The organism is Kitasatospora mediocidica KCTC 9733 (assembly GCF_000744225.1).
Lineage (GTDB): Bacteria > Actinomycetota > Actinomycetes > Streptomycetales > Streptomycetaceae > Kitasatospora > Kitasatospora mediocidica.
This window is the reverse complement of sequence record NZ_JQLN01000002.1, coordinates 45265-66241: the sequence shown is the minus strand read 5'-3', so window position 1 is coordinate 66241 and position 20977 is coordinate 45265. Positions and strand designations below refer to the sequence as shown.

Here is a 20977-nt window from a genome sequence, read left to right as displayed (position 1 = left end):
TAGGGCCCTCGAAGCCTCGAAACGGAGTGACCATGGACGCTCTCTCCCGCCGGACCCTACTGGCCGCCGGCGCCGCCACCGCCGCCACGGCGGCGGCCGGCTGCGGCAGCCGCTACGGGACCGTGAAGCCCGGTCTGGTGAAGTCCGGCGCCGTCAACGCGCCCGTGCCGGTGCCGGTGCCCTCCGAGGCCTCCGCCTCGGCCTCGCCGAGCGCCGTCCCCGCCAAGCCGCCGGCCGTCCTGATCGGCGACGGCTCGACCTCCGACACCGGCCCGCAGCCGAACCAGCCGCAGGCCGTCCCGCTCGAACTCGGCCAGAAACCACCGCAGTTCGTGGTCTTCTCGTGGGACGGTGCCGGCGAGCTGGACAACCAGCTGTTCTCCCGGTTCCGCCAGCTGGCCAAGGACTACAACGGGGGCATGACCTTCTTCCTCAGCGGGATCTACACCCTGCCGGAGTCGAAGAAGGACCTCTACCGCCCCCCGCGCCACAAGGTCGGCGCCTCGGACATCGGCTACCTCAGCGACCAGCACATCCAGGACACGCTGACCCAGATCGGCGCCGCCTGGCTGGACGGCCACGAGATCGGCACTCACTTCAACGGCCACTTCTGCGGCTCCAACGGCGTCGGCAAGTGGTCGCCTGAGGAGTGGAACAGCGAGATCGACCAGGCCATCAGCTTCGTGACGAACTGGAAGACCAACACCGGCCTGACCGACCTGCCGGCGCTCCCGTTCGACTACCACAAGGAGCTGATCGGCAGCCGCACCCCGTGCCTGGAGGGCCAGCGCGGACTGCTGCCGACGGCGGTGGCCCGCGAGTGGAAGTACGACAGCAGCGGGCCGGGCGGACTGCAGGTGTGGCCGCAGAAGATCCAGGGCGGCGCGCTGTGGGACATGCCGCTGCAGTCCATCCCGTTCCCCGGGCACAGCTTCCAGGTGCTCTCGATGGACTACAACATCATGTACAACCAGTCCGGCGACAACACCAAGGGCGACCCCGCCAAGCGCTCCGCCTGGCAGACCCAGGCCCGGGACTCCTACCTGGCCGGCTTCGACCGCGTCTACAACGGCAACCGGGCACCGATGATCATCGGCAACCACTTCGAGGAGTGGAACGGCGGCATCTACATGAACGCCGTCGAGGAGGTGCTGAAGACCGTCGCCGAGAAGCCCGAGGTCCGGCTGGTCTCGTTCCGCCAGCTCATCCAGTGGCTGGAGGTGCAGGACCCCGCCGTCCTGCGCAAGCTGCAGAGCCTGGCCCCCGGGCAGGCTCCCGCCGAGGGCTGGTCCAGCTTCCTGGGCTCGGGGCGCTGACTCGAATGGCGCTACCCGCCGCCACCGGCCATCACCCCAGGTAGCCGCCCCTTTCGGTGCCGTTGTGGCCCCCCACTGCGCAGGCGAACGACCTCGGCAGCGCTTACCTCTTGATTCCAGGACGCGGTTTCGCCTACTTCGACTCGGGGACGACCCCGTGACCGCGTCCCGGGAGAACCACCATGCGCGCTCGTCACTTCGCCTGCGGAGGGGTCCTGGCCGTGGCTGCCGTCCTCGGCGCCGCCACCTCCGCCTCGGCCGCCAGCCCGGTCGTCATCCAGCCCGACGCGGTCACCCCCGGCAGCCAGTTCACGGTCCTCGACGGGGGCAACTGCGACAGCTCCGGCGGCGTCGCCAGCTTCAGCTCGCGCGAGCACGACGGTGAGGACATCCCCGCGGTCCAGCTCGGCTCGCTGCGCGGGCTGGTGGGGGCCGTCGCCACCGTCCCCGAGGGAGCCCGGCCCGGCGTCTACCAAGTCTCCGTCCAGTGCAGGACGGTCACCGAGACCCAGACCCAGCTGACCGCCAGCTTCACCGTCACCCCGAGCGGCAGCTCGGCCGCGAAGCCGGGCGGCAAGCCCGACGGCAAGTCCGACACCAAGCCGGACGCCGCCGGGCCGGAGGCGGGCGGCGAGGGCCCCAAGGGCCCGACGCACGCGGGCCTGGGCGGCAGCACCGGCCCCAACGTCCCCGAGACGCTGGCCGGCGCGACGCTGCTCACCACGGCGGCCGCCGCCACAGTGCTGCACCTGCGCCACCGCCGCCGCCCGTCCGCCTGACGGGCCCGTCCCTCGTCGGTCAGGTGCGCGGACGGACCCGGCCGGCGAGGAACGCGCCGAGCAGTGACACGACCGTCATCACCAGGAAGATCACCGCGAACGCCCCGCGGGCACCGCTGCCGGAGGCGCCCGCGGCGGCCGCCGCGACCGCGCCGCCGCCCAGCGCCGAGAAGAGCACGCCGGCAAGGCCCACCAGCAGGACGTTGCCCAGCGCGTCGGACATCTGCAGCGAGGCCGAGTTGGCGCCGGCCGCCTCGGGGGGCGAGAGCTTCATCATCAGCACGCTGATGCTGGCGATCGACATGCCCATCCCGATGCCGCCGACCGCCCAGGCCACCGCCGCCGTCCAGGTGGGCGCGGCCGGAACCAGCACCAGCGCGGCACCCGCGATGGCGACCGCGGTCAGCAGGAAGCCCAGCCGGATCAGCCCCTCGCGATGGCGCTCGGCGGCCGGGCGGCCCTGCAGCCAGGAACCGAGCGCCCAGGACAGCCCGCCGCTGGTCAGGGTCAGGCCGGCCAGGGTCGGCGAGAGATGCCGCTGGGTGACCATCATCAGCGGGATGAACGCCTCCGCCGCGAAGAACGCGCCCGCCGCCACCCCGCGCAGCAGGATCAGCGTGGGCAGCCCGCGCGACGCCCGCAGCGTGCCGGCCGGCAGCAGCCGGACAACGGCGGGGACCAGCAGTCCCACGCCCGCGAACGCCGGGAGCAGTCCGATCAGGTCCAGTCGCTGACCGGCGTACTGGAGCAGGCCGGCGCCGAACGCGGCCATCGCGGCGAGCCCGATCCGGCGCCGGTCCAGCGCGCCGCGCGGACCCGGCTGCGGCGCGGCGGCCGCCTGCGCCCGCTCGGATCGCCGCAGCGCCGGGCCCATCACGGCCAGCGGCAGCACCACCAGCACCGGGACGGACAGGAAGACCCAGCGCCAGCCCAGGTGCTGGGTGACCGCGCCGGAGACCACCGGTCCGATGATCGACGGCAGCACCCAGGCCGACGAGAAGGCCGCGAAGACCGCCGGACGCAGCCGCTCCGGAAACGCCCGGCCGACCACCACGTAGAGCGCGACGATCACCAGCCCTCCGCCCAGCCCCTGGATCGCCCGGCCGCCGACGAAGATCCACATCCCGGCCGCCGTGCCGGCCACCACCAGGCCGACCGCGAAGATCCCGATCCCCGCGAAGAGCGGCACCATCGGCCCGCGCCGGTCGCACCACTCCCCCGACAGCACCATCGCGAAGAGCGTGCTGGTGAAGTACCCGGAGAACGCGAAGGCGTACAGCCCCAGCCCGTGCAGCTGACGCGCCGCGACCGGCATCGCGGTGTTCACCGCGGTGGCCTCGAACGCGAGCAGCAGGACGACCGAGACGATCCCCAGGGTCAGCGCCCGGTGCCGGGGCCCGAGCACCCCGCCGATGCCGTCGTCCTGGTCGGGCGGGACCGGACGGGCAGGGTCGACCGAGGTGGTGGAGGCTGTGGTCATAACGAACATGGTAAGTGCCGTTGAGCCAGTTGACTCCTGACCTGCAGGACCATGATCTCTCGTTCGCTGGTCCTAGGACTTCATGCGCCATTAACAATCGGCTATTGACGAATCCCGGGCCGGATCGCCTAAGATAAATCACGAAAGCAGCGCAGAATCCCGAACGGAGAGGAGCCCGGCCATGAACGACACCATTCGTCACACCGCCACCGCCCTCTCCTGTCGCCACTCCCAGGCGTGTTGTCCCGCCTGTCACCACGCCTGACCGAGCGCTCGCCAGAGCACTCAGCACGGCCGTGTGCCCGAGTGGTTCAGGGAGCCGCCTGCAAAGCGGCTTACGCGGGTTCGATTCCCGCCATGGCCTCCACGAATTGATCAGCGGAACGACCGGTCGGCAGCAGAATGCCGCCCGGTTATTCCGCATTTTCGTACGGCGAATAGCGGCGGATAGCGGCGGATAAAAAAATGGCGCGGGAAGTCGGTTTCGCCGACTTCCCGCGCGCACAGCCGCGCGGCTGGCTCACGCCACCACGGCGTCCTCCGGCTGGATGGGGAGGCGGCCGACCGGGAGGCCGGTGGCCGCGCGGACGGCGGCGGCGATGGCGGCGGGGGCCACCACGGCGGGGACGGCGCTGACCGCCTTGGCGCCGAAGGTGGCGACCACGTCGCGCTCCTCCAGCAGGGCGGCGATCCGCACGTCGGGAGTGTCCAGGGCGGTGGGCAGCCGGTAGCCGGTGAGGGACGGGTTGACGAGCAGGCCGCCGGAGGTGCGCAGGTCCTCCAGCAGGGCCAGGCCGACGCCCTGGGCCACCCCCGCCTCGATCCGGTCCTCGATCTGGCCGGGGTTCAGCGCCCGGCCGACGTCCTGGGCCACGGTCACATCGACCACCCGGACGGCCCCGAGCTCGATGTCCACGTCGACCACCGCGCGCATCGCGCAGAAGGCGATCGAGACGAAGGCGTCGCCCTGCCCGGCCTCGTCCAGCGGCTCGGTCGGGTGCGGGCGGCACTGGGCGGTGGCCCAGAGCTCCTTGCCCTCCAGCGCCTCGGTGACCGGCATGCCCAGCACGCCGTCGTAGGAGGTGATCTTGCCGTCGGCGATCGACAGCAGCTCGACGGACATCCCGAAGTTGGCGGCGATCGGCTGCAGCAGCTGGTGGCGGACCATCAGCGCGGCCCGCTCGACGGCGCCGCCGGAGACCCAGGTGTGCCGGCCGCGGGCCGAGGGGCCGGCGATCGACTGGTCGCTGTCCACCGGCGCGACGTAGACCTCGGCGACCCCGAGCACCGACTGCACGATCTGCCGGGCCAGGGTCGCGAAGCCCTGCCCGGAGTCGACGGCCGCGCAGATCACGGTGGCGTGGTCGCCGCTGACCCGGACGGTCGCGGTGGAGACCTCGTCCTCGCCCTCGGCGCCGAGCATGTGCACCATGCCCACCGCGTAGCCGATGCCGCGCCGCACGGCGGAGGGGTCGCCCGCGCCGCCGGGGCCGCCGGGCAGCAGCCAGTCGGTGTCGGGCTCGTCCATCGGGAGGGCGGGCAGCGGGGAGGTCGCGACGGCGTCGAGCAGCGCGGCCACCGGTGCCGGGCAGGTGACGGCCTGTCCGGTGGGCATCGCGTCACCGGTGGCGAGCACGTTGCGCCGGCGGATCTCCAGCGGCTCGACCCCGATCCGGGCGGCCAGCTGGTCGAGCTGCGACTCGTAGGCGAAGCAGGTCTGCAGGGCGCCCTCGCCGCGCATCCGGCCGGCCGGCGGGTTGTTGGTGCGCACCGCCCAGGCGTCGACGAAGACGTTCGGGCAGACGTACGGGCCGACCGAGAACGCCGTCGCGGCGGCCAGCGCCTCGGCGGAGACGTCGGCGTAGGCGCCGCCGTCCAGCAGGATCTGGGCCTCCACCTTGAGCAGCTTGCCCTGGGCGTCGGCGTGGTGACGGTAGCGCAGCAGCGCCGGGTGGCGGGTGGCGTGCGACTGGAAGGACTCCTCACGGGTGAGGGTCATCTTCACCGGCCGGCCGGTGCGCAGCGCGAGCAGGGCCAGGGTGACCTGGAAGGACAGGTCCTCGCGGTCGGCGGTGGCGCCGGGCACGCCGGTGACCACCAGGCGGACCCGGTCCGGCTCCAGGCCGAGGCAGGCGGCGGTGCGCTCACGGTCGCCGTGCGGGTCGGTGGAGGACAGGTGCAGCTCGACGCCGCCGTCCGGGCGCGGCACCGCGAGCCCGGCCTCGGCGCCGATCGGGGCCGGGTCCTGGCGGCCGACCTGGTAGAGGCCCTCGACGATCACCTCGCCGACCACCTCCGGGTCGCCGCTGCGCAGCGGGAGGTGCCGGAAGAGGTTTCCGTCCGGGTGCAGCGGGGGCGCGTGGAAGGCCTGTTCGGGGTCGGTGAGGGCGTCCAGCACCTCGTACTCGACCACGATCGAGGCGGCGGCCAGCCGCGCGGTGTCGGGGTGGTCGGCGGCGACCGCGGCGACCGGCTCACCGTGGTGGCGGACCACTCCGGCGGCGAGCACCGGCCGGTCGCCGACCGGGCCCCGGGCCTCCTCGGCGGACCCGTCGGCGCTCTGCGGACCCGCCGGCAGGTCGGCGGCGGTCACCACGGCGTGCACGCCGGGGATCGCGAGCGCGGCCGCGGTGTCGATCGCGACGATCCGGGCGTGCGGGTGCGGGGAGCGCAGCACGGCGCCCCAGAGCAGGCCCTCGGCCCAGAGGTCGGCGGCGAACGGGTAGATGCCGAGCGCCTTGGGGAGCGCGTCGGTGCGCAACGGCGAGCTGCCGAGGCCGAACGGCTGGGCCGGGCCGGACGGGCTCTGCGCGTCCTCGGGGGAGCTGGATTCCGCGGCGGCGTCCGGCGGAGCGAGGGTGGTGTCGGTCGGGGAGGTCATGCGTGGTCGTCCTCGGGGAGGCGGAGGCCGTGCGCGGGGGTCGCGTCGTAGGGCGCGGCGGGCGCGGGTTCGTAGACGGTCCCGTCGTACCCGACGCCGTCGTAGGACGCGCGGTCGTACGGAGTGCCCTCGTAGCCCGCGCCCTCGTACGGGGTGCCGGCGTACTGCTGGTCGGGGTAGCCCGGGTACGGGGTGCCCTGGGCGGGAGTCCCGTACGGCGTGCCGTGCGCGGGGGTGGGCTCGTACGGCGTGCCGTGCGCCGGCGTGCCCTCGAACGGCGCGCCCGGCGCGCTGGTGCCGTGGGCGGGCGTGGGCTCGTAGGTCGCGCCGGAGGCGTACACCGTGCCGGGGCCGTACGCGGTCGCCTCGTACCCCGGGTAGCCCTGCGGCGGGATCACCCCGACACCGACGCCGGTGCCCACCGCCGTCGGCGACGGCTCGTAGCCGCCGGCCGGCTGGGCGGGGTGGGCCGGTCCGGGCATCCGGGTGCCCTCGAAGTGCTGCGCCGCCTCGAAGCCCTGGGCCGCCTCGTACGCCTGCGGCTGGTCGAACGCCTGGGGCGCCTCGAACGGCTGCGGGGTGTCGAAGGGCTGCGGTGCCTCGAAGGGCTGGGGGGTGTCGAAGGCCTGGGGTGCCTCGAAGGGCTGGGCGACGATCCAGCCGCTGTCGTCGTTCCCGAAGACCGGGACCTCCCCGGCCGCGGCCGTCTCGGTCCAGGCGTCCTGATACACCGGCAGGTCGGGAACCTCGGGTTCCGCCGGAGCCGGCGCCTGCACGGGTGCCTGCCGCCCCTGCGCCGACGCGTCGGCGGCCGCCGGTTCAGCGGCCTCGCCCACGCCCTCGGCGGCGGCCTCCTCGGCCTCCAGCAGCGCCGCCGACCGCGCGTCCGCCACCGTCTGGACGGCCGCCAGCGCGCTGCGGTAGCCCGTGCAGCGGCAGAGGTTGCCGCAGAGCGCCTGGCGCGCCTCGACCTCGCTGGGCCGGTGGTTGCGCTGCAGCAGGTCGTGCACCGCCATCGCCATGCCGGGCGTGCAGTAGCCGCACTGCACTGCGCCCGAGTCGGCGAGTGCCTGCTGGACGTCGCTGGCCGCGCCGCCGGCCGACAGGCCCTCCACGGTGCTGATCTCGCTGTCCGCGGCCAGCGCGGCCGGGACCAGGCAGCCGGCCACCAGTTGGCCGTCCACCTGCACCGAACAGGCACCGCACTCGCCCTGCTCGCAGCCGTTCTTGGCGCCGGCCAGGCCGAGCCGCTCGCGCAGCACGTAGAGCAGGCTCTCGCCGATCCAGGCGTCCGTGACGGGCCGTTCGAAGCCGTTGACCCGCAGCGTGTAGGACGCGCAGGGGCGCTCGTCGACCGGGTGGACAGGGTGGTTCGTCATGTCAGCCGCCACATCAGCCGTCACGTCAGCCGTCACTTCAGCGCCCTTCCCAGTGCCCGGCGGGCCAGCACGGCCACGGTACGCCGCAGCCGCAGCGCCTCGGCCGTCGGCCCCTCTGCGGGGAGTCCCGACGCGGCGTCGCCGCCGTACCCGTCCGGTACGCACGCACTCGCCACGTACTCGCCGAAGGCGGCCGCGGCGGCCGGGTCGATGGCCGGCACGCCCTCCTCGCCCCGGGCGTCCCAGTCGATGCAGCCGGCCACCCACGCCTCGGCCTCCAGCGGCCGCAGCGGCACCGGCGCGACGGCGCCCACCGCGCAGCGCACGGCGCGCCGGGCCGGGTCCAGGACGAGCGCGACGGAGGCGGTGGCCCGGGAGGGGCCACTGCGGCCGGTGGCCTTGAGGAAGACCTGCGGAGCGTTCAGCAGCGGGACCCGGACCCAGGTGAGCAGTTCGCCCGGGCGCATCGGGTCGAGGCCGGTGAGCAGGTGGCTGACCGGGACCTCGCGGGTGACGCCGGGCCGGGCCAGCGTCACGCTGGCCTCCAGCGCGGCCAGCACCGGGAGGGTGTCGCCGGCCGGGGCGGCGGTGGCGATGTTGCCGCCGAGCGTCCCGACGTTGCGGGTCTGCGGCGGGCCGGCGGTGCGCGCGGCGTCGGCGAGCGCGGGGATGAGGGCGGCGAAGTCGGGCCGGTCCATCCGGGCCAGCGTCAGCCCGGCGCCGAGCACGGCGGTTCCGCCGTCCTCGTAGCGCCAGCCGCGCAGTTCGGTGATCCGGCCGAGGCCGATCAGCGCGGCCGGCCGCAGCCGCCCGGCGTTGACGGCCTCCATCAGGTCGGTGCCACCGGCCACCGGTACCGCGGCGGGGCTGGCGGCCAGTGCCTCGACGGCCTCGTCGAGGGAGGTCGGCAGCATGATCGTCCGGTTCACCAGGATCCCACCGTGCTCCACTCACTCAGGCTGGGCTCACTCGGGCTGAGCACGGCCTCTCGGCGGCCGACGCGAGGGCCGGCCGGTTCGTCCCGCACCGCAGGTCTGCGGTACCGCCCGTAGAGTACGGGCCTGGGCTGCCGAACAGAAGCAGCCGGTCTGGGTCGGGCAACTCTGGCACATCACACGAGGTGATCACCTCCGGGGTGCCGGACATTCCGGTCACCTTTCGGGCAGATCTGGAACGAATCGGACCTGATGTTCATCTTTTCTTGACGTAGGACCTGCCTGTCAAGGTTCCCCATACCGCCACGATGATCAGACCGCAGGTGGCGGCCCTGCCGCCGGCCGCCCCAGCACGCCGGGCCGGCGCTGCCACGGGTGCGGGCCGCCGGGCGGGCGGTACTCCACCCCGAGGGCGTCCAGCCGGGCGTAGTGGGTGCGCATCCGGCGCTCGAAACCGGGCCAGTCCCGGGCCGCGGGATCGGCCGGCAGGGCCGACCAGGCCACCTCGGCGAAGGCCGCCAGCCGGGGGAAGGCGCGGAAGTCGAGGTCCCGCGCGTCGTCCGCGAACTCGCTCCACAGGTTCGCCTGGGTGCCGATCACATGACGGGCACTCACCGGGTCGAGTGACGGCGGCACCGGCTCGAAGCGGTAGACGTCCTCCAGCGAGCGGACGAAGCCGACCGGGATCGGCTCGTCCTCGCCGTCCGCCTGCCGGTGGTCCAGGTAGACGTGCTGCTCCGGGCACATCACCACGTCGTGCCCGGCCCGCGCGGCCGCCACCCCGCCCGCGTACCCGCGCCAGGAGGAGACCGCCGCCCCGGGCGCCAAACCTCCCTCCAGGATCTCGTCCCAGCCGATCAGCCGGCGTCCGCGCGCGGCCAGCCAGCGGTCGAAGTGCCCGATGAACCAGCTCTGAAGCGCGTCCTCGTCCGCCAGCCCCAGCTCGCGCATCCGGGCCTGGGCGGCGGGGCTGGCCCGCCACTGGTCCTTGGGGCACTCGTCACCGCCGAAGTGGACGAACTCGGACGGGAAGACCTCCAGCAACTCCTCCAGGACGCCCTCGAAGAAGGCGAGGGTGGCGTCCGAGACGTTCAGCACGTTGGGGCTGACCCCCCAGTCGGTCCACACGCCGAGCGCGGCCGTGTCGACCACGTCGGTGTTGCCCAGCTCCGGGTAGGCCGCGATGGCGGCCTGCATGTGGCCGGGCAGGTCGATCTCGGGGACCACGGTGATGCCGCGCTCGGCCGCGTAGGCGACCAGCTCGCGCAGGTCGTCCTGGGTGTAGAAGCCGCCGTGCGGGCGGTCGTCACGCCGGTTGGCGGCCCGGAAGCCGACCATCGAGCGCTCCCGCCAGCCGCCCGTCGCGGTGAGCCGGGGGTAGCGCCGGACCTCGAAGCGCCAGCCCTGGTCGTCGGTCAGGTGCAGGTGCAGCACGTTGAGCTTGTGCGCGGCCAGCAGGTCGACGTAGCGCAGGAGGCCGGCCTTGGGCAGGAAGTGCCGCGAGACGTCCAGCAGGACGCCACGCCAGCCGAACCGCGGGGCGTCGGCGATCGTGCAGGCCGGCAGTGACCAGCCGGTGCGGCGCAGCGGCGCACCCCGGTAGGCCTCCGGGCCGAGCAGCTGACGGAGCGTCTGCGCCGCCCACCCGGCGCCGCCCGCTCCCCCGGCGGTGAGCAGGGCCCGGCCGTCCGCGACGGTGATCCGGTACTCCTCGGGGCCGAGCGCGGCGTCCAGGCGCAGCTCGATGTCCGGGGACGGCGCGGGGGCCAGCGGCAGCCCGGTGGCGGCGCCGAGCACCGTGCGCAGCCACTGGACGGCCGCGCCGGTGCCGGGGCCGCCGTCCATCGTCGTCCGCGGACCCAGCGACAGGCCCTGCGCATCGGGGAAGCCGGCGCTCGACGGAGCGGGGATGAGGTCCATCCGGCCATCCTGCCGCGCCGACCCTCGATTGGCATAGACCACTGAGGACAGTGGTCAACACCCGATCGGACTACTGCTTGTCGCCCGACTTGTCGCCGCCGGCCGGCTCGATGCCCTCGAAGATCTCCTTGCACATCGGACAGACGGGGTACTTCTTCGGGTCGCGCCCGGGCACCCAGACCTTGCCGCAGAGCGCGACCACCGGGGAGCCGGAGAGCGCGCTCTCCATGATCTTGTCCTTCTGGACATAGTGCGCGAAGCGCTCGTGGTCGCCGTCCCCGTGGGAGACCTGGGGGACGGGCTCGACCAGGGTGCCGGTGCCGAGGCCGCGCTCGGGCTCAAGAGTGCTCATGAGGGCCAAGTCTATGGGGGCCGTACCGGAAACGGACCACCGCGACGCCGAGCCTCCGAGCGGCGGGCCCGCTCAGTTGAGCGTCGGGTCCTCCGGATAGGTCGCCAGCATCGCCAACGCACCACGTTGACGCCGCAGCACCGCGCGCCACAGCCGCTCCGGGTCCGGGCAGGAGATGTCCCCCGGCTCGGAGTCGACCAGGTACCAGGCGCCCTCGTTGATCTCGACCTCCAGCTGCCCCGGGGTCCAGCCCGCGTAGCCGGCGAAGACCCGCAGTCCGCCCAGCCCGCCGGCCAGGATCTGCGGCGGGGCTTCCAGGTCGACGAGCCCGATCGCGCCGTGCACCCGGCGCCAGCCGAGCGGGTCGGCCGGCCCGGGCTCACCCGGCACCACCGCGACCGCGAGGGCCGAGTCCAGACCGACCGGGCCGCCCTGGAAGACCACCGGCGGCGCGCCCGCCAGCTCCGCCCAGCCGTCCAGCACGTCGGAGACGTCCACCGGAGTGGGCCGGTTGAGGACGACGCCGAGCGCGCCCTGCACGTCGTGGTCGAGCAGCAGCACCACCGATCGGGCGAAATTCGGATCGGTGAGCATCGGAGTCGCGACGAGCAGTCGGCCGGTGTGCGAAGGGGCCGCGGTCATGTCTCACATGATCCCGCAGCTCAGGCCCGGGCGGGTACCCAACACGAAAGCTCGTCCGACTCCCTTGGCCCCACGGCCGTTTCCCCGGCACTCGCGGTCAAACCTCGCGCACCCGTGCCCTCACCCGTCCGGCGGGCATACGACCGACCTTCCACCCTAAGAGAGCATGATCACCACGCGATCTCACGGGAACCAAAGAACCTCCTACTACCATCTACCGAAGGTGGCGCCCGTGCGGCCCGCGCCACGCGCCCCTCACTCCTGCCACTTCGGCTGCGAACCCCCGATTGCGAGAACGATGACCGACGACGTCCTGCTGGTCCACGGCGGAAATCCCCTCGAAGGCGAAATCCGTGTCCGCGGTGCGAAGAACCTGGTCCCCAAGGCCATGGTCGCCGCCCTGCTCGGGACGGGCCCCAGCAGACTGCGCAACGTCCCGGACATCCGCGACGTCAAGGTGGTGCGCGGCCTGCTCCAGCTGCACGGCGTGACCGTGCGCAGCGGCGAGGAGGAGGGCGAGCTGATCCTCGACCCCTCGCACGTGGAGAGCGCCAACGTCGCGGACATCGACGCGCACGCCGGCTCCTCGCGGATCCCGATCCTGTTCTGCGGCCCGCTGCTGCACCGGCTCGGCCACGCCTTCATCCCGGGCCTGGGCGGCTGCGACATCGGCGGCCGTCCGGTCGACTTCCACTTCGAGGTGCTGCGCCAGTTCGGCGCCACCATCGAGAAGCACCCGCAGGGCACCTACCTGGTGGCGGCGCAGCGTCTGCGCGGCACCCGGATCGAGCTGCCGTACCCGTCGGTCGGCGCCACCGAGCAGGTGCTGCTCACCGCCGTGCTGGCCGAGGGCGACACCGAGCTGCGCAACGCCGCCATCGAGCCCGAGATCGTCGACCTGATCTGCGTCCTGCAGAAGATGGGCGCGATCATCTCGATGGGCACCGACCGGACCATCCTGATCACCGGGGTGGACGAGCTCGGCGGCTACAACCACCGCGCGCTGCCGGACCGTCTGGAGGCCGCCTCCTGGGCCTGCGCCGCGCTGGCCACCAAGGGCGACATCTACGTCCGCGGTGCCCGCCAGCTGGAGATGATGACCTTCCTGAACACCTTCCGGAAGGTCGGCGGCGCCTTCGCGGTGGACGACGAGGGCATCCGCTTCTGGCACCCGGGCGGCGAGCTGAGCGCCATCGCGCTGGAGACCGACGTGCACCCCGGCTTCCAGACCGACTGGCAGCAGCCGCTGGTGGTCGCGCTGACCCAGGCCGCGGGCCTCTCCATCGTGCACGAGACGGTGTACGAGTCGCGGCTCGGCTTCACCTCCGCGCTCAACCAGATGGGCGCTCACATCCAGCTCTTCCGCGAGTGCCTGGGCGGCTCCCCCTGCCGCTTCGGACAGCGCAACTTCCTGCACTCCGCGGTGGTGTCCGGGCCGTCCAAGCTGCTCGGCGGCGAGCTGGTCATCCCCGACCTGCGCGGCGGTTTCTCGTACCTGATCGCGGCGCTGGCCGCCGAGGGCACGTCCACGGTGCACGGCATCTCGCTGATCAACCGTGGCTACGAGAACTTCATGGAGAAGCTGCGCGCGCTCGGCGCCCACGTCGACCTGCCGACCGAGGAGCTCGCGGTCCTCGCGGTCTGACGGCACCCGGGACGAACGGAGTACGGGGCCGCCCCCGCCAGGGCGGCCCCGCTGCGGGCACCCCCGCCAAGGTGTGTCCCGCCGATGACACCCGGTCCGACTGATGCCTCGGAACGGGCGCTGTCCACCGGCCGGCCGCCGACAGGGCGAAGGCGGGCGGCGCGATGGAAGTGCGATCAGCCGACTGGTACTCAGTTCCCTTGCGGCCTCGACGAGTTCCGCCAGGAACCGCTGCATCCGCCCGGCCCCTGCGGCAACTCGTCCGACCAGCGTGCCGAACGTTTCATGAGAAGAAGATGAGGCGCCCGCCGGCCGTGACCGGTGTCACTCCCCCGGGGTGTACGGCGGGAGCCTGAGTTCGGCCTGCAGACCACCGCCCGGTGCCTCCAGCACCCGCGCGCTGCCGCCGTGCAGGCCCGCCACCCAGCGGACGATGGCCAGCCCGGTGCCCGTCCCCGCGCCGCTCGCGCCCTCCGCGGGCCCCCCGGTGACGCCCCGCCGGAAGATCTCCTCGCGCCGCTCGGCCGGCACCCCGGGACCGGTGTCCCGCACGATCACCAGGCCCGGCGCGGTGGTCACCGTGACCGGCGTGCCGCCGCCGTGCCGCAGCGCGTTCTCCACCAGGTTGCGCACCGCCTGGGCCAGCAGCTCCGGATCGCCGCGCACCACCACCGGCTCGGCCGGCTCCAGGACGGCCACCGTGGAGTGCGCCGGCAACTCCGCCACCGCCTGTTCCACCAGCTGGTCCAGCCGAAGCGGCGTCAGCTCCAGGTGCTGGGTGCCCGCCTCGATCCGGGCCCGGGCCAGCAGGCCGGTCACCAGCCGGGCCAGCCGGTCGGTCAGCCGGATCGCCTCCTCCAGCGCCGCGGGAGCCCGCTCGGGCGTGGCGGCGCCCCGCTCCACGGCCAGCCGCAGGGTGGCCAGCGGGGTCCGCAGCTCGTGCGCGGCCTCGGCGAGGAACTGCTCCTGCTGCTCCAGCGCGAGCAACGCGGGTCGCATCGCCCGGCCGGACAGCAGGTGGCCCATCGCCGCCGCCGCCAGCACCAGGGCCGAGCAGCCCAGGGCCACCCAGCGCACCAGCCGGTCGTGGTCCAGCCGGCTCTGCGCGGGGTCGTCGCCGACGATCACCGCGGCACCGACGGTGTCCCCCTCCCAGACCGGCGCGACGGCCCAGCGGATCTCCCGCCCGGTGCTGCTGGGGCCGGTCACCAGCAGGCTCCCCTGGGTCGCCTGGAGCTGCGTCCAGATCCGGCCCAGCAGGGCCGGTGAGGGCAGCCGGTCGGGCCCGGGACGGGACCAGCGGATCAGCGGCGGCCCGCCGGCCGGATCGCCCTGCACGGCGCCCAGCACGTCGGCCCCGACCGCGAGCTCGTCGTCCGACAGCGGCTCGACGTTGAGCGTGTCGTTGTCGTACCAGAGCGTGCGGGCCAGCCCGCCGGCCCGCCGGCCGGCGTCGCTGTCCAGCTCGCGGGCGCGCGAGTGCGCGTCGATCTGGGCGGCGAGGGTGGCGAGCACCAGCAGGCAGCCGGCCGTGGTGGCGGCGAAGAGCAGGGTGAGGGTCCAGCGCAGCCGCCGCAGCCGCGCGGTGGCGGGAGTGCCGCTCACGGCCGCTGTACGGGGTCGGCCAGCCGGTAGCCGACCCCTCGGACGGTCTCGATCAGGTCCGGGCTGCCGAGCCTGCGGCGCAGCTGACGGATCAGCACGTCGACGACGTTGGACATCGGCTCGCAGCGCTCGTCCCAACAGCTCTCGATCAGCCGGCTGCGGGTGACCACCGTGCCGGCCTGGAGCATCAGCACTTCGAGGACCGCGAACTCCTTGGCGGTCAGCGAGAAGAGCACCCCGCCCCGGGTGACCCGGCGGCGCTGCAGGTCGAGTTCCAGGTCGCCGATCCGCAGCTGCGGCAGCTTGGCGGGCTCGGGGCGGCGGCAGAGGTTGCGCACCCGGGCTGCCAGCTCGGCCGCGGCGAACGGCTTGACCAGGTAGTCGTCGGCGCCGTGCTCGAAACCGGCGACCCGGTCGGCCACCGCGTCCAGCGCGGTGAGCATCAGCACCGGGCGGGTCCAGCCGGCCCGGCGGCGGGCCGCGACCAGGGTGAGCGCGTCGCCGTCCGGCAACCCGCGGTCGGCGACCAGGCAGTCGTAGCCGTTGACGTCGAGCTTGAGGTCGGCCTCGGCCAGGTCGGCGGCCAGGTCGACGGCGAATCCGGCCTGCCGCAGCCCGTCGGCTATCACCGGACCCAGCTCGGGATCGTCCTCCAGGACCAGTACACGCATGCTTCCCGACCCTACGGCAGCGGAGACGACAGAGCGGGGGCGGTCCCCGGAAGGACCGCCCCCGCTCAGTTTCGATCAGCTGCGATCAGTTGCCCTTGGCAGCTTCCTTGAGCTTCGAACCGGCGCTCACCTTGGCGCTGAAGCCGGCCGCGATCTGGATCGGCTCACCGGTCTGCGGGTTGCGCGCGGTACGCGCGGCGCGGTGGGTGCGCTCGAAGGTCAGGAAACCGGGGATGGTGACCTTCTCGTCGCCCTTCGCAACGACCTCGCCGACGACCTCGGCAAAGGCCGCCAGCACGGCGTCGGCGTCCTTGCGGGTCACCTCGGCGCGCTCGGACAGAGCGGCCACCAGCTCACTGCGGTTCATGTGTACTCCTGTGGTCTGTTCGTTGCGGTGTGCGGGGCCCCATCGGTCGTCCCTCCGGAGGCACCCGGCTGGGCCGCTGGTCCGCACACTGTGCTCATTCAGGCGGCTGGCGGTAGGAGCCGGGCTCGTGTCCCGAGCCTCGCACTGTGTCAGTCCTGCCACATGCCCGCCTGGGTACGAATCCTGCCCTTATCGGCCCTGAGAAAGCCAATCGGCCCTCGGCCGTTCGCCCCGAACAACACCCTCCCGACACAGCCGTGACGCTCCATCGGCGCCGGCGGACCGGCAGGGGTGGCGACCGGGAACGACTCGCCGAGTGGTTGGGGGACGTTCCGTACTTGTCGGACACGCCTGCCCCGTGCAGGGCTACCGTACGCCCTGACGGTGACAAGCCCAAACACGCCCCTTCCCCTTGTGTCGCAAGGGTTCACACCAGGTCGGCACGGGTAGGGGCGGTATTCGGCCACGCGATCGACCGAATACCGCCCCTGACGACGCGAATCGCGCCCCTGACGGCCTATGACACCAGGCCGTCCGCCGGCCTGCCTAGTGCCGTGTCAGGCACTAGAGCTTGACGACCGGGAAGGCCGCCGTGTCGAGCGTGCCGACGATGCCCGGGGTGGGCCGGTCGGGGACCCGGTCGCCCGAGCCACCGGCCGCCAGGGCGGCGTCACGGACGGCCGCGGCGACGGTCTTGGCCACGTCCGGGTGGAAGACGCTGGGGATGATGTAGTTGGCGTTGAGCTGGTCGTCCAGCACGGTGGCGGCAAGCGCGCGGGCGGCGGCGATCATCATCTCGCTGTTGACCGTGCGGCTCTGCGCGTCCAGCAGGCCGCGGAAGACGCCGGGGAAGACCAGCACGTTGTTGATCTGGTTGGGGAAGTCGCTGCGGCCGGTCGCCACCACGGCGGCGGTCTGCCGGGCCACCGCCGGGTCGACCTCGGGGTCCGGGTTGGCCAGCGCGAAGACGATCGCGTTGTCGGCCATCGAGGCGATGTCGTCGCCGTCCAGGACGTTGGGGGCCGAGACGCCGATGAAGACGTCGGCGTCGCGGACGGCCTCCTTGAGGCTGCCGGTGCGGCCCGAGCGGTTGGTGTGCTCGGCGATCCAGCGCAGCGACTCGTTGAGGTCCTCACGGCCGCTGTGGACCACACCGCGGACGTCCGCGACGGTGGCGTGCTCGACGCCGGCGTCCAGCAGCAGCTTGAGGATGGCGGTACCGGCCGCGCCGGCGCCGGACATCACCACGCGGACGTCGGCGATGTCCTTGCCGACCACCCGCAGCGCGTTGGTGAGCGCGGCGAGCACGACGATCGCGGTGCCGTGCTGGTCGTCGTGGAAGACCGGGATGTCCAGCGCCTCGCGCAGCCGGGCCTCGATCTCGAAGCAGCGCGGCGCGGAGATGTCCTCCAGGTTGATACCGGCGAAGCCGGGGGCGATCGCCTTGACGATCGCCACGATCTCGTCGCTGTCCTGGGTGTCCAGGCAGATCGGCCAGGCGTCGATGTTGGCGAAGCGCTTGAACAGCGCCGCCTTGCCCTCCATCACCGGCAGCGCGGCCATCGGGCCGATGTTGCCCAGGCCCAGCACGGCCGAGCCGTCGGTGACCACCGCGACGCTGTTGCGCTTGATGGTCAGCCGGCGGGCGTCCTCGGGGTTCTCGGCGATCGCCATGCAGACCCGTGCGACACCGGGGGTGTAGATCATCGAGAGGTCGTCACGGTTGCGGATCGGCAGCTTCGAGGACATCTCGATCTTGCCGCCGAGGTGCATCAGGAACGTACGGTCGGAGACCTTGCCGATCGCCACACCGTCGATCGCGCGCAGCTTCTCGACGATCTCCTCCCCGTGCGCGACCGAGGCGGCCGCCACGGTGACGTCGATCCGCAGGGCCTCCAGGCCCGAGGCGGTGACGTCCAGGCCGGTCACCGAACCACCGGAGGACTCCACGGCGGTGGTGATGGAACTGACGGCGTTCCCGGTGGCCGGGACCTCCAGTCGCACCGTGATCGAGTTGGAGACACTGGGCACCGTCGCCATCGACGTCCTTCTTCCGTCCACTGAGGTATGTGCAGGCCAGGCCGCCCAACACAGAATCCTGCAACAAAGTGTTGAAGCGACGCCCTGCGCATCGTAGGCCTCGATCGTCGCACCTACCAGGCGGTAGCCAGAAATAACTTTCGCTGGTTGCAGGGAACCGACAACACAGGTTCCTGCCGACTGGTGGTTCACCCGAAGAATCTGCCGCACGGGATTGCCTCGCGGGGCCGATGAGTTACATTGGACGGGACACCGGCTCGATCCAAGCCCCCGGGCCCAACCTTAGTCGCTTCGAGCGACCACTTGCCGCGAGGCGAGCATGGCGGGTCGGTGTCACCAACGTACGACCGAGGCCCCCACCACCGGTGGGGGCCTCGGTCGTTGACGGGCGCTCAGCCCGGGCCGGTCAGCCGAGCAGCAGCGCGGGCACACCGTCCGCGTCGGGCAGGTCGTCCGGGCCCGAGAGCACGGTCAGCCGCTGGGTCGCGCGGGTCAGCGCGACGTACAGGACGCGCAGGCCGGCCTCGGACTCGCCGGCGATCCCGGTCGGGTCGGCGACCACCGTCGCGTCGTACTCCAGGCCCTTGGCCTCCAAGCTGCCCAGCGCCACCGCGCGTTCGCCCAGACCCTCGATCCAGCCGGCGGCCTCCGCCCGGCGGTCCATCGGCACCACGATGGCCACCGTGCCGTCCACCTCGGCCAGCAGCCGGGTGAGTTCGGCGCGGGCCGCGGCGGCGAAGGCCTCCGGTTCCGGCGAGACGACGGCGGCGAACCGCGGCTCCATGCCGGTGGAGCGGACCGCACGCGGCGACGGCGTGCCGGGCGCGGCCAGCGCCAGCACCTTGGCCGCGACATCCGCGATCTCGGCCGGGTTGCGGTAGTTGACGGTCAGCGTGAACCGGCGACGCGGCTTGCCCGCGAGCACCTGGTCCAGCGCCGACTGCGCCTCCTGCGGGAACGGCCAGGAGCTCTGCGCGGGGTCGCCGACGATCGTCCAGGTGGCCATCCGGGCCCGTCTGCCGATCATCCGCCACTGCATCGGGGTGAGGTCCTGCGCCTCGTCCACGATGATGTGCGCGTATTCGACCCGCTCCACCGGCACCCGGTCGCGCTGGCGGGAGTTGCGGTCGGCGAAGGTGGTCACCTCGTCCAGCCCGCTCAGCAGGTCGACGGCGTCCACCTCGCGGTTGCGGGGCCGGGCCGGCTCGCCGAGCAGCAGCTGCAGCTCGTCGATCAGCGCGACGTCGTGCGCCGACAACGCGCCCTCGCCACGGTCCGTCAGGTGGCGCCAGGAGGAGGCCAGCAGCTTGGCCTCCTCGGGGCTGACGCCGCGTCGGGCGATCCGGTTGGTGTGCTTGGGCTGGCGCAGCGTCGCGAGCACCCTGCGCGGCGTCAGCGAGGGCCACCAGGCGTCCAGGAAGTCCAGGAAGGACGCCTCGTCGCTGACGTAGTCGTCGAAGGACTCCTTCTCCTCCTGGCGCTGCTCGCGGCCGTAGTGGTCGGTGGGCCTGGGCAGGTGCCGGACCACCTCCGACCAGAGCGCGTCGAGCAGCAGCCGGCGGGCGCGCGGGCGCAGCAGGTTCAGCGGCGTGCCGGTGGTGCCGATCACATTGCCGCGCACCGCCCGCAGCCGTCCGGCGTCCAACCGCAGCACCTCGCCGCGGGCGACCACCTTCAGCTCGGTCGGCGCACCGATCTCCAGCGCCTCCTGGGCGGCCCGGCGCAGCAGCTGGACCATCCGGTCCGAGCCCTTGACCCGCGCCGCCTCGGGCGTGTCGTAGCGGCCCGCCTCGATGCCGTCGACCAGGCTGCCGACCGCGCGGATGGCGACCTGCCCCTCCTCGCCGAGCGAGGGCAGCACGCCCTCGGTGTACGAGACCAGCAACGCGGTCGGGCTGACCACCAGGATGCCGCCGGCGTACCGGCGGCGGTCCTGGTAGAGCAGGAACGCGGCCCGGTGCAGCGCGACGGCGGTCTTGCCGGTGCCGGGGCCGCCGGTGACCAGCGTGGCGCCCGCGGCGGGGGCCCGGATGACCTCGTCCTGCTCCTTCTGGATGGAGGAGACGATGTCGCGCATGGTGTGGCTGCGGGCCCGGCCGAGCGAGGCCATCAGGGCGCCGTCGCCGACCACCGCGAGCTCCTCGCCGTTCAGCGTCGGCGTGAGGTCGGGGCGGAGCAGGTCGTCCTCGACGCCGAGCACCTTGCGGCCCTTGGAACGGATCACCCGGCGGCGCAGCACGCGGCCCGGCTCCAGCGGGGTCGAGCGGTAGAACGGCGCCGCGGCGGGGGCGCGCCAGTCGATCACCAGCGGCCCGTACTCGGCGTCGAGGACGCCGAGCCGGCCGATGTGCAGACTCTGCGCGACCGTCGGGTCGGCCGGGTCCAGCGGGGTGAAGGACGGAATGCCGTGCTCCTCGGGAGCGTCGGCCTGCTGGAGGTCGATCCGGCCGAACAGGAAGTCCTCGAACTCGCTGTTCAGCCGGTTCAGGTGCGTGCCGGCCCGGTAGACCTGCGCGTCACGCTCGGCGAGCGCGCCGGGTGTGCCGACCTGAACGCGCTTGGCGGCGTCCTCCAGGACGTACTCGGCCTCGGCGAGCTTCTCCTCCAGCCGTTGGTAGACGGTGTCGAGGTGGTGTTGCTCCCCGGCGATCTCCCGGTCACGCAGAGTGTCCGCGGTGGTGTCGCTGGTAGCTGCCGGCGGCGTGCCGGCCTCGGTGATTGCGGCTGCGTGCTGCTGGGCTGTGCCGTGCGCGCCCAAGGAGCCCCCTGTCGTACGTCCCGCGGTGGAGAGGTGAAAGCGTTTCCGCCGTCGAAAAACGGCGGACGGAAGATCCTACGTCCTCCGGCGTACGCCCGTCCCGTTTCCCCACGCGCCGGAGGTGCACGTCACACTCGTCCGCGCCCCACCGCACGGCTGACCGGCGCTGCCTGGCCTGCCCCGGAAAACACGAAGGCCGCCTCTCCG

Annotated in this window: 14 protein-coding genes, 1 tRNA gene and 1 pseudogene; 4 read left to right on the top strand and 12 right to left on the bottom strand. The window is 73.0% G+C overall.

From position 1 onward, the window contains the following. Positions 1-32: 32 nt before the first annotated feature. On the top strand, positions 33-1316 hold the full coding sequence (locus BS80_RS04440; protein ID WP_035793466.1) for a polysaccharide deacetylase family protein: 1284 nt from the start codon (positions 33-35) through the stop codon (positions 1314-1316). A 182-nt stretch (positions 1317-1498) separates the two neighbouring features. Then, positions 1499-2095, top strand: coding sequence for a hypothetical protein (locus tag BS80_RS04435; protein WP_035793464.1), 597 nt, complete (start codon positions 1499-1501; stop codon positions 2093-2095). Positions 2096-2114: 19 nt separating this feature from the next. Here the strand turns inward: BS80_RS04435 and BS80_RS04430 are convergent, their stop codons facing one another. Continuing rightward, positions 2115-3575: an MFS transporter gene (locus BS80_RS04430; RefSeq protein ID WP_035793462.1), complete on the bottom strand. Its 1461-nt coding sequence runs from the start codon at positions 3573-3575 to the stop codon at positions 2115-2117. 292 nt (positions 3576-3867) lie between these two features. On the opposite strand from BS80_RS04430, the gene BS80_RS04425 reads away from it, so the two are divergent. Beyond that, positions 3868-3942: transfer RNA gene (locus tag BS80_RS04425), tRNA-Cys, on the top strand. Between the two features lie 153 nt (positions 3943-4095). Here BS80_RS04425 and BS80_RS04420 read toward each other — a convergent pair. From BS80_RS04420 to BS80_RS04395, 6 genes and pseudogenes are all read right to left on the bottom strand, one after another. Then, entirely contained in the window at positions 4096-6456 is a 2361-nt protein-coding gene (locus BS80_RS04420) for a xanthine dehydrogenase family protein molybdopterin-binding subunit (protein WP_035793459.1), read from the bottom strand. An 886-nt stretch (positions 6457-7342) separates the two neighbouring features. Then, positions 7343-7814 (bottom strand): annotated as a pseudogene (locus tag BS80_RS42445) ((2Fe-2S)-binding protein); the annotation flags it as partial. 53 nt (positions 7815-7867) lie between these two features. Further along, complete coding sequence (locus BS80_RS04410) at positions 7868-8749, bottom strand: FAD binding domain-containing protein (protein WP_051966098.1); 882 nt, start codon at positions 8747-8749, stop codon at positions 7868-7870. 333 nt (positions 8750-9082) lie between these two features. Next, positions 9083-10690: a beta-N-acetylhexosaminidase gene (locus BS80_RS04405; protein ID WP_035793456.1), complete on the bottom strand. Its 1608-nt coding sequence runs from the start codon at positions 10688-10690 to the stop codon at positions 9083-9085. Between the two features lie 70 nt (positions 10691-10760). Beyond that, entirely contained in the window at positions 10761-11042 is a 282-nt protein-coding gene (locus BS80_RS04400) for a DUF3039 domain-containing protein (RefSeq protein ID WP_035793453.1), read from the bottom strand. A gap of 72 nt (positions 11043-11114) precedes the next feature. Next, a complete protein-coding gene (locus BS80_RS04395) occupies positions 11115-11684 on the bottom strand; it encodes a YqgE/AlgH family protein (protein WP_035793450.1) in 570 nt (189 codons plus the stop codon). 298 nt (positions 11685-11982) lie between these two features. Here BS80_RS04395 and murA point away from each other — a divergent pair, with 298 nt between their 5' ends. Beyond that, positions 11983-13329 carry a UDP-N-acetylglucosamine 1-carboxyvinyltransferase gene (gene murA / locus BS80_RS04390; RefSeq protein WP_035793442.1) on the top strand — a complete coding sequence of 449 codons (1347 nt, stop codon included), beginning with the start codon at positions 11983-11985 and terminating at the stop codon, positions 13327-13329. A 324-nt stretch (positions 13330-13653) separates the two neighbouring features. Here the strand turns inward: murA and BS80_RS04385 are convergent, their stop codons facing one another. The 5 genes from BS80_RS04385 to BS80_RS04365 form a co-directional block, all read right to left on the bottom strand. Beyond that, a complete protein-coding gene (locus BS80_RS04385; RefSeq protein WP_063771896.1) occupies positions 13654-14934 on the bottom strand; it encodes a sensor histidine kinase in 1281 nt (426 codons plus the stop codon). Further along, positions 14931-15605, bottom strand: a complete 675-nt coding sequence (locus BS80_RS04380) for a winged helix-turn-helix domain-containing protein (protein WP_035793440.1) — start codon at positions 15603-15605, stop codon at positions 14931-14933. The genes BS80_RS04385 and BS80_RS04380 overlap by 4 nt, the downstream gene beginning before the upstream one ends. An 85-nt stretch (positions 15606-15690) precedes the next feature. Then, a complete protein-coding gene (locus BS80_RS04375; protein WP_035793433.1) occupies positions 15691-15972 on the bottom strand; it encodes an HU family DNA-binding protein in 282 nt (93 codons plus the stop codon). Between the two features lie 564 nt (positions 15973-16536). Continuing rightward, positions 16537-18012 (bottom strand): NAD-dependent malic enzyme, encoded by a 1476-nt coding sequence (locus tag BS80_RS04370; protein ID WP_035793430.1) that lies wholly within the window; start codon positions 18010-18012, stop codon positions 16537-16539. Positions 18013-18418: 406 nt separating this feature from the next. Further along, positions 18419-20770 carry a HelD family protein gene (locus BS80_RS04365; protein WP_408607341.1) on the bottom strand — a complete coding sequence of 784 codons (2352 nt, stop codon included), beginning with the start codon at positions 20768-20770 and terminating at the stop codon, positions 18419-18421. Positions 20771-20977 lie beyond the last annotated feature (207 nt).

What these genes read in the sequence shown, in the direction of transcription:
- BS80_RS04440 (WP_035793466.1), top strand. Translation starts at nt 33, where the DNA reads ATGGACGCTCTCTCCCGCCGGACCCTACTGGCCGCCGGCGCCGCCACC.
- BS80_RS04420 (WP_035793459.1), bottom strand. Translation starts at nt 6,456, where the DNA reads ATGACCTCCCCGACCGACACCACCCTCGCTCCGCCGGACGCCGCCGCG.
- BS80_RS04370 (WP_035793430.1), bottom strand. Translation starts at nt 18,012, where the DNA reads ATGGCGACGGTGCCCAGTGTCTCCAACTCGATCACGGTGCGACTGGAG.
- BS80_RS04430 (WP_035793462.1), bottom strand. Translation starts at nt 3,575, where the DNA reads ATGACCACAGCCTCCACCACCTCGGTCGACCCTGCCCGTCCGGTCCCG.
- BS80_RS04375 (WP_035793433.1), bottom strand. Translation starts at nt 15,972, where the DNA reads ATGAACCGCAGTGAGCTGGTGGCCGCTCTGTCCGAGCGCGCCGAGGTG.
- BS80_RS04435 (WP_035793464.1), top strand. Translation starts at nt 1,499, where the DNA reads ATGCGCGCTCGTCACTTCGCCTGCGGAGGGGTCCTGGCCGTGGCTGCC.
- BS80_RS04395 (WP_035793450.1), bottom strand. Translation starts at nt 11,684, where the DNA reads ATGACCGCGGCCCCTTCGCACACCGGCCGACTGCTCGTCGCGACTCCG.
- BS80_RS04400 (WP_035793453.1), bottom strand. Translation starts at nt 11,042, where the DNA reads ATGAGCACTCTTGAGCCCGAGCGCGGCCTCGGCACCGGCACCCTGGTC.
- murA (WP_035793442.1), top strand. Translation starts at nt 11,983, where the DNA reads ATGACCGACGACGTCCTGCTGGTCCACGGCGGAAATCCCCTCGAAGGC.
- BS80_RS04405 (WP_035793456.1), bottom strand. Translation starts at nt 10,690, where the DNA reads ATGGACCTCATCCCCGCTCCGTCGAGCGCCGGCTTCCCCGATGCGCAG.
- BS80_RS04380 (WP_035793440.1), bottom strand. Translation starts at nt 15,605, where the DNA reads ATGCGTGTACTGGTCCTGGAGGACGATCCCGAGCTGGGTCCGGTGATA.
- BS80_RS04410 (WP_051966098.1), bottom strand. Translation starts at nt 8,749, where the DNA reads ATGCTGCCGACCTCCCTCGACGAGGCCGTCGAGGCACTGGCCGCCAGC.